Below are 22879 nucleotides of genomic sequence, written 5' to 3' on the forward strand. Positions count from 1 at the left end.
ATAGCGTTTTCATGGAGAATGACCATTGACACACCGCCGATTAGGCGGTAGGGCCTACTCCACACTACAGAAGTAAAGCTACTAATGCATAAGGTCCCGCTTAACACATGAACGACGGCGGGCCATTCCGGTAGGGAATGGACCGCCGTCGTCAGCGGCATTTCGAGTGGATTACTCGGCTGAGGCCAGGAGTTTCGCCCGCAGCTCGCGGCGTTCGCGTTGCTTCTCGGGGTTGGGCAGTGGCACCGCTGCCAGCAGGCGCTGGGTGTACGGATCCTGCGGCCGACGAAGGATCTGGTCCCGGGTGCCCTGCTCCACAATCTTGCCGCGCCGCATCACGCAGATGCGGTCGGACATCAGGTCGACGACGGCGAGGTCGTGGGTGACGAACAGGCAGGCAAAACCAAGTTCCTGCTGCAGGTTCTTCAGCAGCTCCAGCACGGTGGCCTGCACCGAGACGTCGAGCGCCGACGTCGGCTCATCAGCGACCAGCAGCTTGGGCTTCAGGGACAGCGCCCGTGCAATACCCACGCGCTGCTTCTGGCCGCCGGACAGCTCATGGGGGTACCGGTTGCGGTAGGCACGCGGCAGTTCCACCTGGTCGAGGAGAGTCTCGATCCGCTTCTGCAGGTCAGCACCCTTCGCTACCTTCGCGAGGAACATGGGCTCCCCGATGCTCTCACCCAGGGGCAAGCGGGGGTTCAACGAGGAGGAAGGGTCCTGGAAGACCATCCCCACGTTGCGTCGCAACTCGAAGAGTTCCTTGCGGCTGGCATTGGAGATCTCCTTGCCGGTCACGGTCAGGGAACCTTCCGCAACGGGCAGGAGGCCCACCGCGGCACGGCCGATCGTGGTCTTTCCTGACCCCGACTCCCCCACCAGACCGAGGATCTCTCCCGGGTAAATGGCGAGGTTCGCCCCTTCCACTGCGCGGAATGCAGGGACCCGGCCCTGTTTGGGGTACTCGATCGCCACATCCGTGAGCTTGAGGACTGCTGCTCCCCGCGAGGTGTCAGCAGCGCGTTCCGCCTCGTCGAGCTTGGCCTGATTGTCGCGCTCGCGGCGCATGAGCTCGTCGTGGTCCACCGCGCGCAACTCGGTGTGGGTGGCGGCGGCCAGCGCAGCGGTCACGTCGACTTCCTCGGTGCCATCTCCGCCCTGCCCGAGGTGGGGCACCGCCGCGAGGAGTTTGCGGGTGTACTCGTGCTGCGGGTTGTGGAAGATCTGCTCTGCGGTGCCCGCCTCGACGATCCTGCCTTTGCTCATCACCACAATGTGGTCGGAGAGGTCGGCGACGACCCCCATGTCATGGGTGATCAGCACAATGGCGCTGTTGAGCTTGCTGCGCAAATTGCGCATCAGGTCGAGGATCTCCGCCTGGACCGTTACGTCGAGAGCCGTGGTGGGCTCATCAGCGATCAGGAGTTTCGGGTCGCAGGAGAGCGACTGGGCAATCATGGCGCGCTGCCGCTGCCCACCGGACAGCTGGTGCGGGTAGGACCTGAAGGCCTTGTCCGGATCCGGCAGTTCAACCATGTCCAGCAGCTTCAGGGCACGCTCTTTCGCCTCTTCGGGTGAAATCTCGTTGTGCAACCGGATGGTCTCGACGATCTGGAAACCGATCGTGTAGACCGGGTTCATGGCCGTCATCGGCTCCTGGAAGATCACTGCGACGTCGCGGCCGCGGATCTGGCGAAGCTTGCTCCCCGTCAGGCCGAGGATTTCCTTACCATTGAGCTTGACGCTGCCGGAGGTACGGCTGTTCTCGGGCAGCAGCCCCAGCAGGGACATCGAGCTGGCGCTCTTGCCGGAACCCGATTCACCGACGATTGCCAGTACCTCACCGGCCCTGACCTCGTAGTTGAGGTCAATGGCAGCGGGCACCCAGACCTTGTCCACACCGTAGTCAACGCTGAGGCCCTTAACCTCCAGCACCGGCACGTCGCTGCGTGGGGTCTGCCCTGAGTCCGAGTTGATGATGACGCCGTCGGTCATGATTCTGCTTTCCTTCCGCCCGTGGCCTGCCACATTCTGGTGATTAGTGGCCTGGCCCGGAATCCTGAAACTATATGGGTATGAGTAGCCCGAGTGATGTCGCCAGCCCCGTTGTGTTCAAACCCCGGTTCGGCAAGTGGTTTGCGTCCCTGACCTGGGTGCTGGCGGGGATTGGCATTGTGCTGTCCGTTGTCAGCGACGGCGTCGAGGGCCTGGTGTCCGCGTGGCCCCTGCTCGCCCTGGCCTACTTCGGCTGGTTGCTGTTCTGGTATCCGTCGGTAGTCGTCGCCGACGATGCGGTCACGCTCAATAACCCGCTGCGATCCATCTCGGTGCCGTGGGCGGCGCTCATCCATGTCGACACAAAGTTCGCCCTGACCCTGGTCACTCCCCGTGGCAGCCATACCGCGTGGGCGGCCCCAGCGCCCGGTGTCTGGGGAACCCACCGGGGCAAGCCCGAGCACGTTCAGGGACTCCCCGAGTCCACTTACGGCCCGGCCCAGTCGATCCGGCCGGGAGACCTGAAGAACACGGATTCGGGAGCGGCAGCCTTCCTGGTACGAACCCATTGGGCGGCGCTGGTCGATGGCGGCCTGGTTGACGCCGACGCCACTGACACAACAGTTGCCACGTCCCGCTTCCACTGGATTGCGATCGGGTGCGCTGCCGCGCTGATCGCCGCCAATGTGATCGCTTTCTCCCTGGTGTAACCGGTGGGTACGGCGCAATTGTGCCGCTGCCGCACCCACCGGGTGAACCCTGCGTCCGGGCACCTTAGGCCTCGGGACGGCTGGGATCGGAAATGTCGCCTGAGTGCACTGCCTTCTTGGCATTGAACTTCTTCTGCCGGGGATCGAACGCATCCCGAAGTCCATCACCGATGAAGTTGATCGACAGACAGATCAGGATGATAAAGAGACCCGGCCACCAGAACAGCCAGGGGCGAGTATTGAACGCCTGCTGGTTGTCGCTGATCAGGCTGCCCAGCGAGATGTCAGGAGCCCGTACGCCGAGGCCCAGGAATGACAGCGCGGATTCAAGCAGAATAGCCGAAGCCATCACCAGCGTGGTGTTGACGATGATGACTCCGACCGCATTGGGCAGGATGTGCTTGAAGATGATGCGCGTATCGGACGCACCGGCGATCCGGGCCGCGTCGACGAATTCGCGCTCCCTCAGGGAGAGGAATTCGCCGCGGACCAGTCGAGCAAGCCCGGTCCAGATAATGAGTCCTACGAAGACGCCCAGCAGGATCACTCCAGCGCTGCCGCCCATAATGGTCCGCAGGAACGTACCGTTCCCGGTGAGGTTGTTGCCCACGCTGCCCAGGACGGCGGCCAGGATGATCAGCGGGATGACGATGATGACGTCAGTGAAGCGCATCAGCACGGATTCGACCCAACCGCGGAAGTAGCCGGAGACTCCACCGATGATGACCCCGAGGATGCCTCCGAGGATCCCGATGATAAACATGATGATCAGGGACAGCTGGGTACCCCGCATGGTCATCGCGAACAGGTCGCGGCCGACACGGTCCTGTCCGAAGGGGTGATCGCCGAAGTCGAACGGCAGGACCCAGGTGGGCGCGCCGTTGGGGGTAGCCAACGGCAGTGTCTGAACGTAGTTCCACTTCCACCAGCCCGGAATTCCTGCGTACCCGATCGAGGTGAAGGCCATGAGGACCACGAAGACAAAGACGACCATACTGACGACGGCTGCGGAGTTGCCGAAGAACCGTTTCCGGACAATCTGACCCTGACTCAGGCCGATCGAGTCGTCCTTCGCCGGGGTCCGCTTTTTCTTGTTCTCTGCTCTCGTGCTCATGCTTTTACCCTCACTCGTGGGTCAAGTACCGAATAGACCAGGTCTGCAACGAGGTTGAAGACGAGGGCCAGGATGCCGGTAATCAGGAAGACTCCCATGATGGGATTCGGATCAACGCGCCCTAGAGCACCAATGAAGAGTTGGCCCATACCGCTGAAGGCAAAGACTTGCTCGGTGATGATGGCGCCGCCAATCAGGCCGCCGATATCGAACGCTACAAGGGTGGCCAGCGGGATGAGTGCGTTGCGGAAGGCGTGCCGCATGACCACTGTGCGCTCCCCCAGGCCCTTGGCCCGGGCGGTGCGGATGTAGTCCTGATTCATAATTTCCAGCATTGAGGCGCGGGAGTAGCGGCTGTAGCCAGCCAGGGAGATCAGCATGAGGGCGATGGTCGGAAGCAGCAGGTGGGTGAACGTGTCGATACCCATGATCCAGAAGTCGCCGTCAAGGTTGGGAGTAGACGAACCGAGGGTGGCGATTGGCCTGCCACGGATCCGGTTGTTGTCCGAGTACAGCGGCCAGGACTGCATGAAGCGGTCGAGCAGGATAGTGAATCCCATGAGGAACGCTGTCAGCCCGGCTGCGTTCATGCTCTGACGCCGGTCATAGCCGCCCATGAAGTAGCCGACTGCCACACCGACCAGCACAGTAACGATGGCCAGAATGACGATCATCAGTGGGGTGGCCAGATCCAGGAGCGGCTGGACTGCAAAGTAGGCGATGAGGCCGATGCCGACGGTGATCAGCGCCGAGTACAGGGCCTTGCGGTTCTTGAGCCCTGCGGTCAGGAGGGTAATGCCGTAGGCGATGCCGACGCCGGCGATGGCAATCACCACTGGGCCGAACCCTGGGGAGCTGAACCACTGGGTGATGTCAAGGAAGAAGAGGATGGCAGCTGCGAAGGCGAATCCGGCGGCGGCTGCGATCAATCGCTTCTTGAGCGTTCCACGTGCCACCAGATACCAGATGAACGCACTCACCAGGCTGGTAATGACGATGGCGGTGAGGGAGATATTGGGATCGGCAAGGAACGTATTGAAACCGATGGCCCCGTATTCCTTCAGCAGGACCGCCACCCAGAAGATGGGGAGGGAGAAGAAGAGGAAGGCCATGAAGGTCACGCCGTAGTCCAGGCCACTGTACTGCCGGAGGGCGGTGATGATGCCCAGCGAGATGCCGATGAGGATCGCCAGTACGGTGGCGCCGGTGACCAGGAGGATGGTCTGGCCCATCGCCCGTGCGAGCAATTGGGTTACTTCAATACCGGCGATGCTGCTGCCGAGGTCACAGGTCGCGGCGAAGGGGATGAGGCAACTCGCTGCGCCACCCAGCCATTCGAAGTACCGGATAGGGGCGGGGACGTCCAGACTCAGGAGGTCTGTCCGCAGCTGGATGAGTGTGTCCCGGTTGGGGACGTTACTCTCGCGCAGGTCGGCCAACGGATCGCCTGATGCTGCGGTCAGCATGTAAACGATGAAGGATGCGCCCAGCAGGATGAGCACGGCGGCAACTAAGCGCCGGACGATGTAGGTCACCATAGTGTTTATAACCTCAATGTTAAGGTTCCGGGGATCACCCGGCGTTGTGGCAAAAGTGTAATGCACCTAACAGGTAGCCGATATTTGGGAGATCCCAATCGCTTACCTCGGCACGACTTCGGGGTACTTCAGGCACTAGAAAAGCGCTGGGGCCAGTGGTCCGGCCCCAGCGCTTTCGGATCTAGCACATTAGGTCGTGGGTGTGGCCGAGTTACTCAGCGACTGTCCATTCCCAGAAGTTCCACCAGATTCCTTCTTGGGTCGGGCTGAAGCCGACGCCTTCGATGGAGTCGCTGGCGGCGTTGATGCCGATCGACTGGAACAGTGGCAGGCCGTAACCGGTGTCGAACAGACGGGTGTCGACGATGGTCTGGAGTTCCTGCTGCTCGGCTTCATCAGTGGTGACGATCAGCTCGTCCATAGCGGCCTGAGCTTCCTCATCGCAGAATCCGCTGAAGTTGGATGCCGAACCACAGCCGTAGAGCTGCGGAACGCCGGTGACGCCGACGCCGGTGCTGACCCAGCCGAAGATGACTGCGTCGTAGGTGCCGGTACCAAGGGCTGCGCCCCACTCGTTGCCGGGGAGACCGCCATCGACAACCACGAAGCCTGCCTGCTCGGCGCTTTCAGCGATGAGGGTGTAGGCGTCAACGCGGTTGGGGTTGTCAACGCTGTACATGATGCGGACCTCAGGAGTAGCACCGTCGAGCAGTTCGGTGGCGCCTTCGATGTCAACCTCGTCGTACATTTCCGAGCCGTTTACGGGAGTCGCAGCTTCGTAGCCGGGGGTGCCGACGTCGAAGATGTGTGAATCCCTGTGATCAGCCTCGGGGTCGAGCTGACGGATGGTTGATTCAACGATGGCGTCGCGTGGGATCGTCATCATGAACGCCTTGCGAACGTTCTCGTCTTCGAAGACACCGCTGTAGTTGAGGTCAAGGTGGTCGAAGGAGAGCTCGTCGCCTTCGAAGATGTTGACGCCGTCAAGGGCTTCGAGTGACGCCAGCGTGTCGGCGGATGCCTGTGGCTGGATGACGTCGACGTCGCCGTTCTGCAGGCCCTGGACCTGGGCAGTAGCGTCGCCGATGTAGCGGATGGTGATTTCGTCGAGCTGGGTCTCGGGGCCCCAGTTGTAGTCCTCGTTCTTGACGAGGGTCATCGACTGGTCGGGAACCATTGCGTCAACGATGTACGGTCCGCTGGACAGGTACATGGCTGGATCGTCAGGCAGGGTGGTGGTGTCGAACGCTGTGTTCCAGACATCGGCAACGGACTGCAGTTCGGGACGCTCCTGGGGATCCTCCGGGTCACCCTCAGGGGTGTTCTGGATGAGTTCGATCAGGGCATCTTCGTCGGCCAGACCGGCCTGGGTGGCAACCACGTGGGCTGGGGTGTCAATCACGCCGTAGGCGATTTCCCAGTCAGCGTAGGGCTCGGTGTATTCGATGGTGATTGAACGGCCATCTTCACCCAGTTCGGGGAGGAGGGACAGATCCAGACCAGCGGTGCTCGCCGCAGCGAAGTACGTGGTGCCGGTTTCCGCTTCGGCGTCTGCATCATCGAAGTAGCCGGAGCTGACGGCCCAGGAGAACAGGAGGTCCCCACCGTCGATGGGCTCGCCGTCGGACCAGGCAACACCCTCGTTCACGGTGTAGGTGACCGTCAGGGGATCCTCGGAGACGATCTCGTAGGATCCGAACTCTTCCCTGGGAACAACCTCAAGCTGGTCGTTGATGTAGTTGAACCCCGACTTGGTCAGGTAGCTGACCTTGCCGTTGATGTCCACATTGCCTGTGGCGCTGTCTGAGTTGAACGAGGTAAACGGGTTTACCTCGGCAACGCTGACTACGCCGCCACTTGAGGCGCCGGTGTCACCGCTCGCGTCTGGGTCAGAATTGCCTTCGCCGCTGTCTGTGCTGGCGCAGGCGCTGAGTGCAAGTGCAGCGATTGCCGCGACTCCCACAGCTTTGGAAGTACGTCCGAAACGCATTCCGCCTCCTATTTCATGTTCTGGAAATAGCTCAATGTGGTTTTACAAAGAGCTGACACGCCCCCTCGAGAGGAGTGGCGTGCCTCACATGACTAGAAGCCTAAGTGCTAATTGTTGCCGTCAGGTGTCTTAACCCTCATCGCAACCGGGTTGTTACCGAGATGCAACCAAATTTATTTCCAGCGATCACACAGCTGATTCCCAGTTGTTCCCTCAGGTGCGCGAAGGTGCTTGAGGGCGGTTCAGTTCAATCACAACAGGGCTAATTCATCCCTTATATAAGGTCTCATTCAACTCATCCCTGGGACACCCCTATATAAGGGATGCCCGGGAGCCGTTCAGTCGCCCGATTGCCGCCACGGGCCCCATTGCTCAGCGCCAGGAACATCGCCCTGGGTCCACCACTGGGTCCGGTACACCCTGTCCTCGAAGACCACGCGTCGGCCCTCGGTGTAGACCTCGTTTTCGTCCCACGGTACGGGTGGAAGGTCTGAGGCCTCATCTGCCGACAGCGAAGGGGCGGAGTCCGGTTCTGTGCCCGGCGCCGGCGCGCCCTGGGCCGCCTGATCCTGGGCCTCCGTCGGCGTGCCGAGTGTGGACGTCGGACTGGGTGGCTGCGCTGTTGGCTCGGGCATTACCCGGTCACGGGCTGGGCCACCGGGAGCATTAAGCAGTTCATCGGACAGCACCGCGAAGAGCGAACCGTCCCGGTTGCCTGCCAGGTCCCACCACATTCCACCGCCAAGCCCCCGCTCCAGGATGTAGTCACTCTTGAGCCGCACGGTTTCGGGGTTGTCGTAACTCCACCACTGGTCGCCGTCGAACCGCCAGGCCGTACCCAGGGTCGAGTCGGTGAACTCCTCGCCCACTTCAAGCAGTTCGTCGTAGTCCTCGAGGCCGGGCTCCTCGCCACCCGGTGCCGCGCCGGTAGCTGCACCCCAGGGATCGGCGGAGTCAGCGCCCACCCAGCCCCTGCCGAACGCTGCGAGGCCAAGACCCAACTGGGCGGGATCGATTCCGGCGTCGAGATAAGCGCTCACGGTCCGGTCCACTGAGAAACGTTCACCGTCCTCCCGTGGATCGTCCGGGTCGTCGAAGAGGTTCGCTTGGTGTCCCGTCAGACCCGGCTCCCAGGTCCCCCAGAGGTCGTAGCCCTGGATGTTTCCAAAGTCGAGGTACTCGAACAGTGCTGGGTCATTCCAACCGCCGGCTTCGATTACCACTGGATTTGCGGGCAGGAAGGCGCTCAGGGAGTAGGAGGCGCCGGTGGTCGAGGCGTAGGCGTCGAGCTGTTTCCGGAACTCCTGCAGCAGCAGCCGGAAGTTCTCGGCGTCGTTCTCGGTGTCCACCCCGTTCCCTTCGAGCCCCTTGTCGGTGCCCGGCCACTCCCAGTCGATGTCGATGCCGTCGAACAGGCCAGCGGCGGCGCCGTCCCCTCCCCTGCCTTCGATAACCGGGAGGTTTCCCTTGATGTACAGGTCAATGCAGGAGCTGACGAGGGCTTTCCGGGATTCGTCGGTCGCTGCGGCGCGGGAGAAGTTTTTTGACCAGGTCCATCCGCCGAGCGAAATCACCGCACGCAACCCCGGGTTGGCTGCTTTCAACTGCCGCAGCTGATTGAATGATCCGGCCAGCGGTTGCTCTGCCGTGTCCGGTGTGCCGGCAATCGAGGTGGCAGCGTCGTAGGCCATGCCGTAGTCCGCCCAGGCATCGGATGCGCCGTCCGAACCATTCGGGCCGCTTTCCTGAGCCTTGTTCGCCTGGAAACAGGTGAGGGTCTCGTGGTGGATGTTGCCGAAGGCATAGTTGATGTGGCTCAGGTTGCCGGCAGCACCCGAGTCCTGAAGGTTTTTCATCGTGTACTGGCGCCCGTAGACCCCCCACTGAGGGAAGTAGCCAACGGTCCGGTACCCGTTAATGAGAGCGGGGGCGGTGTCAGCATCGTCGGGACTGTACCCCTCCGGGGAACCCTCGAAGGAACAGCCGGCGATCCCGCTGATTCCCAGCAGGGCGACGACGGCCAGGGCGACGATCCGTAGGGATCGGCGCGGGCGCACTCGTTTCATTCTTTCCTCCGGCATGTGAGACCAGCACCGGCAGGCAGCGGCTCTCCTAGGCTACTGGATGGAGGGGATTGCGGTGCTCTTTCATCCACGTCGCAGGGCAGCGGGCAATCTGCATCTGGTTCTTTGGTGCGTCAGTGCGTCAGTGCGTCCGGGTAGTTTGCGCTCATTCCCTGGATGACGACCGACCGGACAGCGCTTCGACACGGACAGGCAACTCTTTGTCACCCCGTAGAAGGGCGCGGAGCAGGCGCTGTTCCTCCCGCTGCGGCCAGGCTGGCGCCTTGCTGCGGCGCAGCACCAGATCTCCGCGCCCAGTAGAGTATCGCTGCTCAAGATCATCCCGTTCCTCAGACCGCAGCAGCGCGACCGTGCTTCCGGCCACTGAGTCAACGAGGCGAACCAAAGCGGATGGCCCCGTCAGATCGGTTGCAACCAGGCGCTTCTCACTCGTGGCTAAAATCGTTTTCTGCGCCGCGCGGGTGACGACCAACGGACGTTTCGGCCCATCCAGCAGACCGGTCAGCACGTCCGCCGCAGCGTCAGGGCGACCCGTTCTTTGCGCCGCCGCCTGCATCCGCTGCAGGCGACCGGGCTCTCGCAGCACCTCATCGATCTTCCAGCCGATCGTTGCACCGGTGTTGCAACGGACGGCTGCGCCTTGCTCCATCAGATAATCTCCGTTGCGAACTTCCTGTCCGGGGATGGGGTTCACCAGCACCATCGGCAACCCTGCTGCCATGCACTCCGACGCGGTCAGCCCACCCGGTTTGCCAATGAAAAGGTCGGCACCGCGAAGCAGCTGCGGCATCTCATCAGTAAAACCGAGCACGCGGTAGCGATCCCCTGCCGGCGCGACCACCTGCTCGATGCGTTGCCGCAGGGCATCATTGCGTCCGCAGACAATCGTGGCAGTGAACGGCGAGCGCATGTGCATGGTCTGCCGCACCACCGAGACAGCGTAATCCCCGCCGCTCGCACCAGCAGAGATCAGCAGCCTCGGGGGCCGGTCGGTACCGCGTGTGAGGGTCGATGGGTCAGTGACGTGTTGGGTAATCGGGATGCCCGTGGCTGCCACGCGATCGGAGGGAAGGCCGAGTGCCATCAACTCCACCCTTGCCTCTTCCCGGGCCACGAACAGCGAATGGAATGCTCCTGTGAGCCAGAGGCCCTGAAAGTCGTAGTCAGTGGTGACAACAGCCGTTCGGGCATCAGTCACGCCACGCAGGAGCAGCATGGCCAGCAACTGGGCCGGAAGGAAATGCGTGCACACAATTGCCGTCGGCCGGAATCGTTTAATGGCACCGATCACCGGGGCAGCGTTCGCTCGTGTCCACGGGTCGATCGGGCCGCGGCGCCTGAACGGCGGGTCAGTCATGTCGTAACCCCACTCGACCAACCAGGGCAAGCCTTCGACCAGTACGAAGTAGCCCTTTCCCAATAATGCCCGGTACAGCACGCTGCTCACCTGCAACACGTCCAGCACCTGGACCTCGGCGATGTCGGTTCGCCCCGCACACGCCTGCTGCACTGCCGCCGCCGCGCTGTTATGACCTGCTCCAACCCCCGCGGAGAGGATCAGGACACGCTCACCGGCTTCGGTGGTCTGTCCACGTGCCGACGACTTACGCATGAGGAGAGGCTAGCAGTCGTCCTTACTCTGTGGCCTGTTTCCCGATCGGGCCAACCGCGATCCTTCTGCAACCCAGGATCGTCGACTCGCACCCGCGTAGCGTGCAGACGTGTCTAACCCCCGCACGATCCTTGTTGCCCTGTGCTGACATCGACGACATCGAAACATTCTTCGCCGTCCTGGGCTTCGTGTATCAGAGCATTTCGAGGGGTTCTGGGCGTGTCGGCGGCGGGAAGGCGCGATCGAGGCGCTCAAGATCGGTGTTGCTGAGGTGGAGGTCGCGGGCGGCGGCGTTCTCGAGCACATGCTCGGCGGTCGAAGCCTTCGGGATCGCGAGCACGCTGCCGGTGCGCATCGTCCACGCCAGTGCGACCTGCGCAGGCGTCGCGCCCAGCTCGCTTGCGATCTGTGTCAGATCCGGGTTACCGAGTAGTCGTCCCTGCTCCACGGGTGAATAGGCCATCACGGGCATCTTCGTCGAAGCGGACCATGGCATCAGGTCGAACTCCGGACCGCGACGGGTCAGGTTGTACAGCACCTGATCGGTCTGGCATCCCTCAGGCAAACCCCGGAGCTCGTCGGTGTCGAGGTTACTCACACCCCACGCACGGATCGAGCCCTCTTCGATCAGGGACTCGAACGCTGCGACGGTCTCCTCGAACGGGAATCTCCCCCGCCAATGCAGGAGGTACAGATCCAGGCAGTCAGTGCCCAGACGGCCCAGGCTTGCATGACAGGCCTTGATCGTTCCTGTTGCGGAGGCGTTCGAGGGTAGGACCTTGCTCACCAGGAAAACCTCATCGCGCCTACCCCTGATGGCTTCTTCGACAAGGTCCTCACTGCGCCCATTACCGTACATCTCGGCGGTATCGATCACGGTCAGACCCAGATCAATCCCTGTGCGCAGCGCCCGGATCTCAGCACTCCGGCTGGCAGGAGAGTCACCCAGGTTCCACGTTCCCTGCCCCAGAGCAGGAACCACAGTGCCGTTCGGAAAAGTAATCACTCGCCAACGCTACAACCAGGCCCATCAACTAGCGAGGTGTGATGGAAACCAAACCATAGGGCAGGTCAAAATGCCCTTAGTCGGTGCAGCAGACCCAGCTGGTTATGACGGCGCTTACTGTAGTGCCAAATCTCGAGGTAGCCGAACACGCGTTTGTCAGTTCGACCCGGGTGTTCCGGTTATTCGGACGACGCACATAGGTAGATCAGACTAAACATTGAACCTAAACTCCACGACGTCGCCGTCGCCCATGACGTACTCTTTGCCTTCTATGCGGACCTTGCCGCGGGACTTGGCTTCGGCCATCGATCCGGCGTCGACGAGGTCCGAAAAGGACACCACCTCTGCCTTGATGAAGCCCCGCTGGAAATCGGTATGGATGACCCCCGCAGCTTCGGGCGCCGTCGCACCCTTGTTGATGGTCCAGGCCCGGGTTTCCTTGGGGCCCGCCGTCAGATAGGTCTGCAGCCCGAGAGTGTGGAAACCGACGTGTGCGAGCTGATCAAGGCCCGATTCGCTCTGGCCATTCATCTCGAGCATCTCGCGGGCTTCCTCTACATCCAGTTCCACCAGATCGGATTCGAGTTTGGCGTCGAGGAAGATGCAGTCAGCGGGGGCGACGAGTGCGCGGAGTTCCGCTTCCTTCTCCTCATTGCCCAGCACCGAGTCGTCGGCGTTGAACACGTAGATGAAGGGCTTGGCGGTCAGCAGGCTCAGCTCGCGCAGGTGCTCCATCTCCAGCTTGTCCTCAGCCACCGACGCGAAGATGGTGTCCCCGCGTTCCAGCACCGACTGGGCGGCGATCATCGCAGCCAGCTGGGCGGGCTCCCGCTTCTTGATCTTGACTTCCTTCTCGACCCGCGGAATGGCCTTCTCAAGGGTCTGGAGGTCGGCGAGGATCAACTCGGTGTTGATCGTCTCCATGTCCGAGCGCGCATCGACTTTGCCGTCGACATGAATCACGTCAGGATCGTCGAACACGCGGATGACCTGGGCGATGGCCTCGGCTTCCCGGATGTTGGCGAGGAACTGGTTGCCCAGCCCCTCCCCCTCGGATGCACCCTTGACGATTCCCGCAATATCCACGAAGGAGACGGTGGCGGGCAGGATGCGCTGCGACCCGAAGATCTCAGCCAGCTGGCCAAGACGCGCGTCCGGCAGGCTGACCACCCCCACGTTCGGCTCGATCGTTGCGAACGGATAGTTCGCTGCGAGCACGTTGTTGCGGGTTAGCGCGTTGAAAAGGGTTGATTTGCCGACGTTGGGCAGTCCGACGATGCCAATAGTAAGAGCCACGGGAATAGAGTCTACCGTTTGCCCCGGCTTCCACCGCGCCGCCGCCGGATCCACAAAATGTCGGTGGCGACTGTCACTGTAGTGCCATGGATGGATTCATTGTGGTTCTGATCGTGTTGGCGCTCCTTGTTGGGGCAATAGTTGGCGCCGCTGGCATGGGCTGGGCGGCTCGCCCCCGGATACAGCGACTGACGGAGGAACTGGACGACGTCGGCGGCCGTCTGGGCGGCACCACCGCAGCCCTGGCGACGGCGACGGCTGAGAACCGGATGCTGGTGGCCCAGAACCGGGACCTCACCAATCGATCGGTCGGCGACCAGTCGGTGTTGCGTGCGTTGGCGCCGGTTGCGGACAAGCTGAACCACCTGCAGACCCAGGTGGGTGTTCTTGAACGTGACCGGGTGGAACAGTTCGGCCAGCTCGCAGAGCAGCTCCGCGAGGCAAGGCACTCGGATGCACAGCTTCTGTCCACGACGCATTCCCTGACTGCTGCGCTCCGCAGCAACAGCGCGCGTGGGCAGTGGGGTGAGGTGCAGTTGCGCCGGGTGGTGGAAGCCTCCGGGATGTTGGCCCGCGTCGATTTCCTGGAGCAGGCCACCATCACCCTCAACGCCGGCGCGAAGGATTCTGCTGCCAGGCCGGACATGATTGTGCAGCTGCCCGGCGGCAAACAGCTGGTGGTGGATGCGAAAGTACCGCTGGCCGCCTTCCTTGACGCCCATGAGCTACCGGAAGGATCCGAGACCGGCGAGGGAAACGCACCGGGCCAGCGGGACCTCCTCCTGCAACAGCACGCGAAGGCTCTCCGCGCTCACATTGATGCCCTGGCCCGGAAAAGGTACTGGCTCGGAGTGGAGAACACCCCCGAGCTGGTGGTGTGCTTCATCCCGGTGGAGTCGGTGCTCTCCACCGCCCTCCGTGCCGATCCGGGCCTCCTCGACTACGCCTTCGCCCGCAATGTTGCACTGGCGTCGCCGGTGTCGCTTCTGACCATCCTCAAGGGTGCGGCGTACAGCTGGCGGCAGGATGTGCTGACTGAGCACGCGAAGGAGCTTTTCGATCTATCCCGGCAGCTGTACGACCGGCTGGGCACCATGGGCGAGCACGTCACGAAGCTCGGCAACTCGCTGAAATCGTCGGTGGAGAAATACAACTCGTTCGTGGGGACCCTAGAGACACGGGTGCTGCCGACAGCCCGACGGATCAACGACTTCGACTCGGCATCCCTGGGCGACTCGACACAGCCAGCAGAGAAGTCCGGACCGCTGAGGGTGTCGCCGGTGGAAACGACGCCACGGCTCCTGAGCGCTGCCGAACTGCTGAACGATAGCAACTCCAACAGCGACGACGACCGCCGCAGCGCTTAGGGACGGCTGCAGGGAAGCCGATGATCGCAGATCATCGCTTCGGCCGGGGTCCTCTGCCACCGACACCGCTGGTGGAGTCTCCCATCGCCTTCAGGGTGGCGCGGATCTCCTTGGGAAGCGAGAAGATAATGTCCTCCTCGGCCGTCACCACTTCTTCGACGTCGCCGTACCCGTACTCGGCCAGCAGACGCAGTACGTCCTGGACCAGGTTGTCGGGCACTGACGCACCCGAGGTTACGCCGATAGTCGAGACGCCCTCGAACCAGGTTTCGTCGACCTCGTTGGCGAAGTCGACCCGGTAGGACGCCTTCGCGCCGTACTCAAGTGCCACTTCCACCAGCCGCACGGAGTTCGACGAGTTGGCCGATCCCACAACGATCACCAGGTCAGAGCTGGGCGATATCTTCTTGATCGCCGCCTGGCGGTTGGAGGTGGCGTAACAGATGTCGTCGCTCGGAGGATCCTGCAGGGTGGGAAACCGCTCCTTCAGGAGGTTGACGGTCAGCATGGTCTCGTCGACGCTCAGCGTGGTCTGGGACAACCAGATCACCCGCTCAGGATCGCGCACCGTTACCTTGTCCACGTCTTCGGGCCCATTGACGATCTGGATGTGGTCAGGGGCCTCCCCCGCGGTTCCCTCGACTTCTTCATGTCCCTCATGGCCGATCAGCAGGATATCGAAATCGTCGCGCGCGAAACGGACAGCTTCTTTGTGGACCTTCGTGACGAGCGGGCAGGTCGCGTCAATGGTTCGCAGCCCCCGGTCTTCGGCCGACTGGATCACTGCAGGTGACACTCCGTGAGCGGAAAAGACCACCAGTGCCCCCTCGGGCACTTCCTCGTTTTCTTCGACGAAGATGGCACCCTTGGCCTCCAGGGTGCTGACCACGTGCAGATTGTGAACAATCTGCTTGCGGACGTACACCGGGGCACCGTAGTGTTCCAGCGCCTTTTCGACGGCGATCACGGCCCGGTCCACTCCGGCACAGTAACCGCGCGGAGCGGCAAGCAGGACTTTGCGTCCCCCCTCGACGGGCTGCGCGGCGTCGATCTCGGCAGGCGAACGCCGCCTCCGAGGTACCGAAGGCATGGGCACTGAGACGGCTGTGCTGGTCATCCTTCAATGCTAACGGCTCGAAGCCGCGCTACCCGAAGCCGCCAGCTGTGATCCGCTCAGAGCTAACCCTGCGTGGGCTAATCCGAGTGGGTCAATCAGGGTCAGCCCGGCTGCGCTGATCCGCTAGGTCGGTCCCTCGCAGCTAGGCCTGCTGGGCCCGACGCCGTCCGCCGCCAAGCAGTCTCGCCGCCACGCCCACCACACAGCACACCACTCCCACTCCGACGACTGCCAGTGCCAGCGGCTGGGCATCTTCAACAGCCCTCGCTACCAGGCCCTCCCTGAACAGTGCAGCAATGGGACTTTCGATGGCGGCATTCTGCACACGCAACTGTTCGACGGCTCCCGGCGCTGCGCCGGAGGCCAGCCAGTAGAGCCCGCCGACGACAGCGATCCCCACGCCGAGCAGTGCCAGCGTCGTGCCACGCCGCCGGGCAACGACCATGGCAAGCAGTGCGCTAATCCCGGCTGCGATCAGCAGGACGGGCCACAGACCAGAGACGGCTGCCAACTGCCCCAGAGACGCCTGTTGCTCTGCCGGACCGATCTCGATCAAGGTCTCAGCGGGTTCCGGAACCTCAATACCGATTCCCGAGCCGACCTCCTGGAGCGCAAGTGACACCACGGGGGTCAGATCGAGCCTGAGGGGTTGGGGCGACTCCACCCCGGTGCCCAGATTCACCTCGGTCGGAAAGCTCAGCTTATGGGAGCGGCGCAGCGTATCGTCCCAGGCCGCGGGGTACCCCGGCAGGGCGGCGACGGTGGCTGCCGCATCAGCGATCAAGGGCTCGATGATGTCCGCGAGCGCTGGCGGAAGCTCGGTGGCCGTGGTCGCCCCAGCGGCGAGAGCGTCCGTCAGCTGGGCCTGGAACTCGGGATCAGCGCCGAGCGGCCCGGCGAGTTCAACAAAACCGTCAGCCTGCACGAGGTTCCGTTCGATCCAGGCACCCGGCAGGGCGACGCCCGCAAGTACCACCGCGATCAGCACCAAGAGTGCTGCACCGACTGTCCGCATGTGTCGTCCCTGGCTTGTAGTGGCAGAAGTATCGATTATGCACTTCCTACACCACTATTCCTCCACACCTACCCGGCGTGGACACCCAGAGGGGGTGCAAGCTGATAGACATTAGGGGAACAGGTGTGCGTGTGGAAGGTCTACCGCCTGTTCCCGCCACGAGCGTTGGGAGTGTCAACTAATGAAGAACGAAGGAGCGGCGCAGCCGCCAAACTTCGCTGCGGGTGCGCCAACCGGGACGCCTCCGCTGGTTGACGCCAGGCAAGGCGGGCCGACGACGTTGCCCGCCACGGCCGCCGAGACCACCGCCGATCGCCCGTGGCCCCTCCATCTTCTGTCCGAGAAACTCAAGGCCCACCTTGAGCGGGCCCCCGCTGCGTGGGTGGAGGGACAGGTGATCGAGGTCAACCGCCGGTCAAACATGTGTTTCGTGACGCTGCGGGATGTCGACGCAGAGGTGTCGCTGCCCCTGACCATCCGGGGCAATGTGCTGTCCCGGCTGGAGCTTCCCCTCGAGCACGGTTCGCGCGTGGTGGCGCAACTCAAGCCCGATTTCTGGTTGAAGACCGGACGGTTGTCCATGCAGACCTGGCAGATCCGGCAGGTGGGACTGGGCGACCTGCTGGCCAGAATTGAACGCCTTCGCCAGTTGCTGGCAGCGGAGGGCCTGTTCGCCGCGCGGCTGCGCAAGCCCCTGCCGCTGCTGCCCCACCGGATTGGCCTGATCACCGGTCGTGGATCGGATGCCATGAAGGACGTCCTGCGCAATGCCAGTCTTCGCTGGCCCGCCGTGGAGTTCGAAATCCGCGAAGTCGCCGTCCAGGGGGTGGGGTGTGTGGGCCAGGTGACCGCTGCTCTGGCAGAGCTCGATGCCCACCCCAGCGTCGACGTCATCATCATCACCCGCGGCGGCGGGTCATTGGAAGACCTCCTGCCGTTCAGCAGCGAGGAGATGGTCAGGGCCGTCGCTGCCACCCGTACCCCGGTTGTCAGCGCGATCGGTCATGAGGCCGACCGTCCACTGATCGATGAAGTCGCTGATCTGCGGGCTTCCACCCCCACCGATGCCGCGAAGCGTGTGGTTCCCGACGTCGCCGAGGAGTTTCAGCGGATCCGCCAGTCGCGCGCACAGTTGTCACGCGCCATCGACACACTGGTGTCCAGGGAAACGGAGCGTCTCACCCATCTGCGATCCCGCCCGGTCCTGGCCCAGCCCGAGGGCATGGTGTCAGTGCGGGTGGAGGACGTCGAACGGTGGCGTGGACGGGCACGCCAGGCTGTCACCTCGGCAGTGGCCCGCGACATCGACCGGGTGCACCACCTACGGTCACAGGTGAGAGCACTGTCGCCGCAGAACACCCTTGACCGCGGGTATGCGGTGGTCCAACTGGCTGACGGGTCCGTCGCCCGTGATGCTGCAACCGTCACCGCTGGGACTCTGCTTAAAATCCGGTTGGCGCGCGGCGACCTGGCCGCGTCAGCGCTCGCCCCCAGCCACGTATCTCCCTCCACCGAACCGAAGGACATCCCATGAGCCAACCCACAGCGCCATCGACCGGTGAGACCGGACCGGATGCAGATGTCAGTTCCCTGTCCTACGAGCAGGCCCGGGAGCAACTCGTCGCCGTCGTCAGCCAGCTCGAGGCCGGCGGGGTGACGCTGGAGCGCTCGCTCGCCCTGTGGGAGCGCGGTGAGGCCCTGGCTGATCACTGCGAATCCTGGCTCGAAGGCGCCAAGAAGCGTCTCGCCGCGGCGCGGGACAAGGCTGAACAGTCGGGCTAAACCGGCATATCACCGGACAACGCTGAACCACGGCGTGGCGCTGCCTAGCTGACCGCCGGGCGGAACCGGGTCAGGAATTCGCCAGCCGTGCCTTCTCTGCCGCGACGTCGAAATCGGCGCGCGGCCAGCTCAGCTGCATGTCCTGCAGCGCATCGATGATCAACTGCTGCACCGCAATACGGGCATACCACTTGCGGTCCGCGGGGACCACGTACCACGGGGCGTCGGGGGTAGCCGTCCGCTCGATGGCTATCTGGTAGGCCGCCTGGTACTCATCCCACAGCTGACGCTCGTCAAGGTCACCGGTGTTGTACTTCCAGTGCTTGTCCTTGCGTTTCAGCCGCTCCGTCAGGCGTTCCTTCTGTTCCTCCGGGCTGATATGAAGCATCACCTTGATGATGCGGGTGCCGCTCTCCGTCAGCCCGGCCTCGAAGTCGCGGATGATGCCGTACCGCTCCTCAATCGTTGCGGGCTCCGCTATCCCGCGGACCCGCTGGATCAGCACGTCCTCATAGTGAGACCGGTCGAAAACGCCGATGATCCCCGGCCCAGGAAGCTGTTTCCTGACACGCCACAGGAAGTCATGGCGCTTCTCGGCGCGGGTGGGAGCCTTGAAGGCATAGTGCTTCACGCCCTGCGGATCTACGGCCCCCACCACATGGCGGACGATCCCGCCTTTGCCCGCCGTGTCCATCGCCTGCAGAACCACCAGCAGGGAGATCTCGCTGCCGAACCTGCTCTCGGCGAACAGTTTTTCCTGCAGGTCCGAAAGCTGGGCGTTCCCCTCAGCGAGTTTGGCTTTGCCCTTCTTCTTGCCACCTGAAAACCCCGGGGTGGAGCGCGGCCGGATCGAAGCCAGGTCCACATCCGGCCCCGCCAGAAGGCCTTGGGTGGGGCTTGTCTTGAACGCGGGCGCTGACGGCATCGTGATCCTTTCGAAGACGGACTAGGGCTTGTAGGTACTCAGGAACTCGGCCAGCCGGCCAATGGCGTCCTCAAGATCGTCAACATTGGGCAGGGTCACCATGCGGAAGTGGTCAGGGTTGATCCAGTTGAAGGCCCGGCCATGGGAAATCAGGATCTTCTGCTGTTTGAGCAGGTCGAGGGCAAACTGCTCGTCGTCCTTGATCGGGTACACCTCAGGGTCCAGCCTCGGGAACAGGTAGAGGGCTCCCTGGGCGAGTTCACAGCTGACCCCGGGTATCTCGTTCAACAGCTGGTAGGCCTTGTCCCGCTGCTGCCTCAGCCGGCCCCCGGGCAGGATGAGGTCATTGATGCTCTGGTGGCCACCGAGTGCCGTCTGGATCGCATGCTGTGCCGGCACGTTGGCACACAGCCTCATATTCGCGAGGAGGTTGATGCCCTCAATGTAATCGGCAGCCTGGTGCTTGGGCCCGGTGACCGCCATCCACCCACTTCGGAATCCGGCAATCCGGTAGGCCTTCGACAAGCCACTGAAGGTCAGGCACAGGACGTCGTCGCCGGTGACGGTGGCCGCGTTGATGTGGACGGCGTCGTCGTACAGGATCTTCTCGTAGATCTCGTCGGCGAAGATGATAAGACCGTGCTCACGCGCCAGCTTCACCATGCCCTCGATGATCGACCGGGGGTAAACGGCACCGGTTGGGTTGTTGGGATTGATCAGCACAATCCCCTTGGTGCGGCTGGTGATCTTGGAGGCCAGGTCTTCCAGATCGGGCCACCAGTGATTCTCCTCGTCGCAGAGGTAGTGCACCGCGGTCCCCCCGGCCAAACTCACTGAGGCAGTCCAGAGGGGATAGTCGGGGGTGGGCACCAGGATCTCGTCGCCGTTATTGAGCAGCGCCTGCAGCGAGAGGGTGATCAGTTCGCTGACCCCGTTCCCCAGGTAGACGTCGTCGACGTCCATGTGGGTGAGGCCGTGGCTTTGGTAGTACTGCACCACAGCGGTCCGGGCGGAGAAGATGCCCCGGGAATCGCTGTAGCCCTGCGCTTTCGGGAGGTGGCGGATCATATCGACCAGGATGGCTTCCGGGGCCTCGAACCCGAATGGCGCCGGATTCCCGATGTTGAGCTTCAGGATCCGGTGTCCCTCCGCCTCCATGAACTTGGCATGATCGAGCAGCGGCCCCCTAATGTCGTAGAGAACGTTGTGGAGCTTAGTCGACTGCTTGAATTCTGCCATTTACACAGGATGCCACAGAGGCACCGTGGGACACGTGATTGGCTGCCCTGCCACCTGTGAGGTTACGTTTTACGGAACCGATTGCGGTGGTCCTTCGCCATCGCGGACTCTCTGGCCTGATGGTGAGATCCGCGATCCCGGATCCGGCTGACGTCGGTTTGGCGCCGGTGAAGATGTTCCAGCTCCTCCGCCATTTTCTGGTAGCTCAGCCAGCGCCGCTCCTCGAGCGCCCCACTGGCGAGGGCCGCCTGGACAGCACACCCGGGTTCCGGTCCATGGCGGCAGTCGGTGAATCGGCAGTGGGCGAAGAGTTCCTCAATGTCACCGAACACTTCATCCAGGCCGTCCGCGGCGTCCCACAGGGCAAACCCACGCACCCCTGGCGTGTCCATTAGCACCGCGCCTCCCGGCAGGGGAATCAGTTCCCTCGACGTCGTGGTGTGTTTCCCTCTCCCATCGCCAGCCCGCACCGCCCCGGTGTCCTGTACCGCCGTGCCGACCAGTGCGTTCACCAAGCTGGATTTCCCCGCTCCGGAGGGACCGAGCAGCACGACTGTGGCGCCGGGACGAAAACGCGCCAGCACCTCGTCCAGGCCGTCGCCGGTATCCGCTGAGGTGGTGAGCACCTCAGCGGCTCCGGCCCGTTCGACGGTCTGCGCAACCACCTCATCGAACCGGTTGCTCAGGTCTGCCTTGGTAAGAATGACTAGCGGGACAGCACCCGAATCCCAGGCAGCCACCAGGGTGCGCTCCAGACGGTTGGACGAGATGGGCCGATCAAGGGGGACCACCACGCCCACCAGGTCGACGTTCGCCGCAAGAACCTGGACCTCAGCGAGTGGATCATGAGCCTTCTTGCGCTGCAGGACCGAGTACCGGGGCATGACCCCCACGATCGCTGAGTGCGTCGAGTCAGCACCCGTCAGCGCCACCCAGTCACCGGTAGCGACGTCGGGGCGTGCGTCATGCTTTTCAATGCCACGCGCCGTCGCGACCAGCATCCGGCTGCGGTCAACCCTGACCACGCGCCCCGGTTTGCACTGCCGATCCGGGAAGGCAGCTCCGAAGAGCGAGCTAATCCGGTCGGTCAGGCCATAGTGCTGCAGTTCGTCCATCGGCAGCCCTCATTCCCTGTTGGCCATCGTCAGGGCGATATCGACCAGTTCCACCCGGTTCAGGGTCGGAAGATCGGCGAGATCCACCCAGGCAGCCCGGTCGGTGGATCCGTCAGCCTCATGACGAAGCACTCCGCCAGTGGTGTGCGCACGGTAGACAATCCGCAGGGCATGCATCGGCCGACCCGACCCGTTGTGCCGCGAGGAGCCGGGGATGTGCAAGCTATCGACACCGAGAAGGTCGTCCAGCAGCGCCGTGTATCCCGTTTCCTCTTCGATCTCGCGGACGGCTGCGGTGGGCGCGTCCTCTCCCAGCTCGAGTCCCCCGCCCGGCAGGGTCCATCCCGTGGAGCCAGCCTCGTTCCAATGTGCCAGCAGAATCTTTGACTCGTTGATGATCAGGCCATAGGCCCCGACCCGTGTGTCCCATTCAGCGCTCATGGCGGCAAGTCTGCCAGATCTTGAGGAATCGCTCAGCGACATACTTGACCTGCACCCCGAAACGTTAACAACTTAACAGTATGGATCTTCGACAGTCGACGGTGTTCAAGCTGCACCGCGCAACCTCCCTGGTGAACCGCGTCTCGGATGAGTATCTCCTCACCCGCCACGGCATCCACTACGCCCCGTTCCTGGTGCTGCTAGCCGTACGGATTGCCGGGCCCTCCTCCCAGCAAAAAATAGCCCAGTCGCTGGACGTGAGCAGGGCGTCAGTCACCCAGCGGATCCAGCAGTTGACGGGGCTCGGGCTGGTGGATGTCACGATCAGCGCCTCGGATTCCCGTGCGAACGTGGTCAACCTGACGATTACGGGCAGGCGACTGACTGATGCCGCCTGGCACGGACTCGAAGCGGCGCTGGACGCCGTCGACCACGGGGTCGACGACGCCGTCCTGCGCCACCAGCTCGACCGTTTGATCAGCAACTGCACCACGGCACTGAACGCGGACGACTCGTGAGGGCTAGGCTTGAGA

The 22879-nt window shown here is 63.0% G+C and carries 19 protein-coding genes; 5 read left to right on the forward strand and 14 right to left on the reverse strand.

Translation table 11 applies throughout. The features are described from left to right. Positions 1-171: 171 nt before the first annotated feature. Complete coding sequence (locus HMI58_RS03665; RefSeq protein ID WP_171618193.1) at positions 172-1995, reverse strand: ABC transporter ATP-binding protein; 1824 nt, start codon at positions 1993-1995, stop codon at positions 172-174. 80 nt (positions 1996-2075) lie between these two features. On the opposite strand from HMI58_RS03665, the gene HMI58_RS03670 reads away from it, so the two are divergent. Further along, positions 2076-2705 carry a PH domain-containing protein gene (locus HMI58_RS03670; protein ID WP_171618194.1) on the forward strand — a complete coding sequence of 210 codons (630 nt, stop codon included), beginning with the start codon at positions 2076-2078 and terminating at the stop codon, positions 2703-2705. A 64-nt stretch (positions 2706-2769) separates the two neighbouring features. On the opposite strand, the gene HMI58_RS03675 is transcribed toward HMI58_RS03670, so the two are convergent. From HMI58_RS03675 to ychF, 7 genes are all read right to left on the reverse strand, one after another. Continuing rightward, complete coding sequence (locus HMI58_RS03675) at positions 2770-3819, reverse strand: ABC transporter permease (RefSeq protein ID WP_171584021.1); 1050 nt, start codon at positions 3817-3819, stop codon at positions 2770-2772. Continuing rightward, a complete protein-coding gene (locus tag HMI58_RS03680; RefSeq protein WP_171584020.1) occupies positions 3816-5357 on the reverse strand; it encodes an ABC transporter permease in 1542 nt (513 codons plus the stop codon). Before HMI58_RS03680 ends, HMI58_RS03675 begins: the two co-directional genes overlap by 4 nt. A gap of 211 nt (positions 5358-5568) precedes the next feature. Then, positions 5569-7347, reverse strand: a complete 1779-nt coding sequence (locus tag HMI58_RS03685; RefSeq protein WP_171618195.1) for an ABC transporter family substrate-binding protein — start codon at positions 7345-7347, stop codon at positions 5569-5571. Positions 7348-7685: 338 nt separating this feature from the next. Beyond that, positions 7686-9413, reverse strand: coding sequence for a glycosyl hydrolase family 18 protein (locus tag HMI58_RS03690; RefSeq protein ID WP_171618196.1), 1728 nt, complete (start codon positions 9411-9413; stop codon positions 7686-7688). A 163-nt stretch (positions 9414-9576) separates the two neighbouring features. Beyond that, complete coding sequence (locus HMI58_RS03695; RefSeq protein ID WP_171618197.1) at positions 9577-11043, reverse strand: glycosyltransferase; 1467 nt, start codon at positions 11041-11043, stop codon at positions 9577-9579. A gap of 193 nt (positions 11044-11236) precedes the next feature. Further along, complete coding sequence (locus tag HMI58_RS03700; RefSeq protein ID WP_171618198.1) at positions 11237-12049, reverse strand: aldo/keto reductase; 813 nt, start codon at positions 12047-12049, stop codon at positions 11237-11239. A gap of 210 nt (positions 12050-12259) precedes the next feature. Next, positions 12260-13345, reverse strand: a complete 1086-nt coding sequence (gene ychF, locus HMI58_RS03705) for a redox-regulated ATPase YchF (RefSeq protein ID WP_171618199.1) — start codon at positions 13343-13345, stop codon at positions 12260-12262. Between the two features lie 86 nt (positions 13346-13431). Here ychF and HMI58_RS03710 point away from each other — a divergent pair, with 86 nt between their 5' ends. Continuing rightward, on the forward strand, positions 13432-14712 hold the full coding sequence (locus HMI58_RS03710; RefSeq protein ID WP_171618200.1) for a DNA recombination protein RmuC: 1281 nt from the start codon (positions 13432-13434) through the stop codon (positions 14710-14712). A gap of 31 nt (positions 14713-14743) precedes the next feature. Here HMI58_RS03710 and HMI58_RS03715 read toward each other — a convergent pair whose 3' ends face one another. Then, positions 14744-15829, reverse strand: coding sequence for a 4-hydroxy-3-methylbut-2-enyl diphosphate reductase (locus HMI58_RS03715; RefSeq protein WP_171583997.1), 1086 nt, complete (start codon positions 15827-15829; stop codon positions 14744-14746). A 142-nt stretch (positions 15830-15971) separates the two neighbouring features. Then, positions 15972-16844, reverse strand: a complete 873-nt coding sequence (locus HMI58_RS03720; protein ID WP_171618201.1) for a hypothetical protein — start codon at positions 16842-16844, stop codon at positions 15972-15974. A 181-nt stretch (positions 16845-17025) separates the two neighbouring features. On the opposite strand from HMI58_RS03720, the gene xseA reads away from it, so the two are divergent. Together xseA and HMI58_RS03730 are read left to right on the forward strand one after the other, a co-directional pair. Continuing rightward, positions 17026-18378, forward strand: a complete 1353-nt coding sequence (gene xseA / locus HMI58_RS03725; RefSeq protein ID WP_171618202.1) for an exodeoxyribonuclease VII large subunit — start codon at positions 17026-17028, stop codon at positions 18376-18378. Further along, positions 18375-18626: an exodeoxyribonuclease VII small subunit gene (locus HMI58_RS03730; RefSeq protein WP_171583994.1), complete on the forward strand. Its 252-nt coding sequence runs from the start codon at positions 18375-18377 to the stop codon at positions 18624-18626. Before xseA ends, HMI58_RS03730 begins: the two co-directional genes overlap by 4 nt. 70 nt (positions 18627-18696) lie before the next feature. Here HMI58_RS03730 and HMI58_RS03735 read toward each other — a convergent pair whose 3' ends face one another. From HMI58_RS03735 to HMI58_RS03750, 4 genes are all read right to left on the reverse strand, one after another. After that, positions 18697-19551 carry a PPK2 family polyphosphate kinase gene (locus HMI58_RS03735; RefSeq protein WP_171618203.1) on the reverse strand — a complete coding sequence of 285 codons (855 nt, stop codon included), beginning with the start codon at positions 19549-19551 and terminating at the stop codon, positions 18697-18699. A gap of 21 nt (positions 19552-19572) precedes the next feature. Further along, on the reverse strand, positions 19573-20790 hold the full coding sequence (locus HMI58_RS03740; RefSeq protein ID WP_171618204.1) for a pyridoxal phosphate-dependent aminotransferase: 1218 nt from the start codon (positions 20788-20790) through the stop codon (positions 19573-19575). A gap of 62 nt (positions 20791-20852) precedes the next feature. Further along, positions 20853-21905 carry a ribosome small subunit-dependent GTPase A gene (gene rsgA / locus HMI58_RS03745; protein ID WP_171618205.1) on the reverse strand — a complete coding sequence of 351 codons (1053 nt, stop codon included), beginning with the start codon at positions 21903-21905 and terminating at the stop codon, positions 20853-20855. Between the two features lie 9 nt (positions 21906-21914). Continuing rightward, a complete protein-coding gene (locus HMI58_RS03750; protein WP_171583990.1) occupies positions 21915-22346 on the reverse strand; it encodes an NUDIX hydrolase in 432 nt (143 codons plus the stop codon). An 80-nt stretch (positions 22347-22426) separates the two neighbouring features. On the opposite strand from HMI58_RS03750, the gene HMI58_RS03755 reads away from it, so the two are divergent. After that, positions 22427-22864: a MarR family winged helix-turn-helix transcriptional regulator gene (locus tag HMI58_RS03755; RefSeq protein WP_205207868.1), complete on the forward strand. Its 438-nt coding sequence runs from the start codon at positions 22427-22429 to the stop codon at positions 22862-22864. The last annotated feature ends 15 nt before the right edge of the window (positions 22865-22879 follow it).

The organism is Arthrobacter sp. 147(2020) (genome assembly GCF_013116715.1).
Taxonomy (GTDB): Bacteria; Actinomycetota; Actinomycetes; order Actinomycetales; family Micrococcaceae; genus Arthrobacter_D.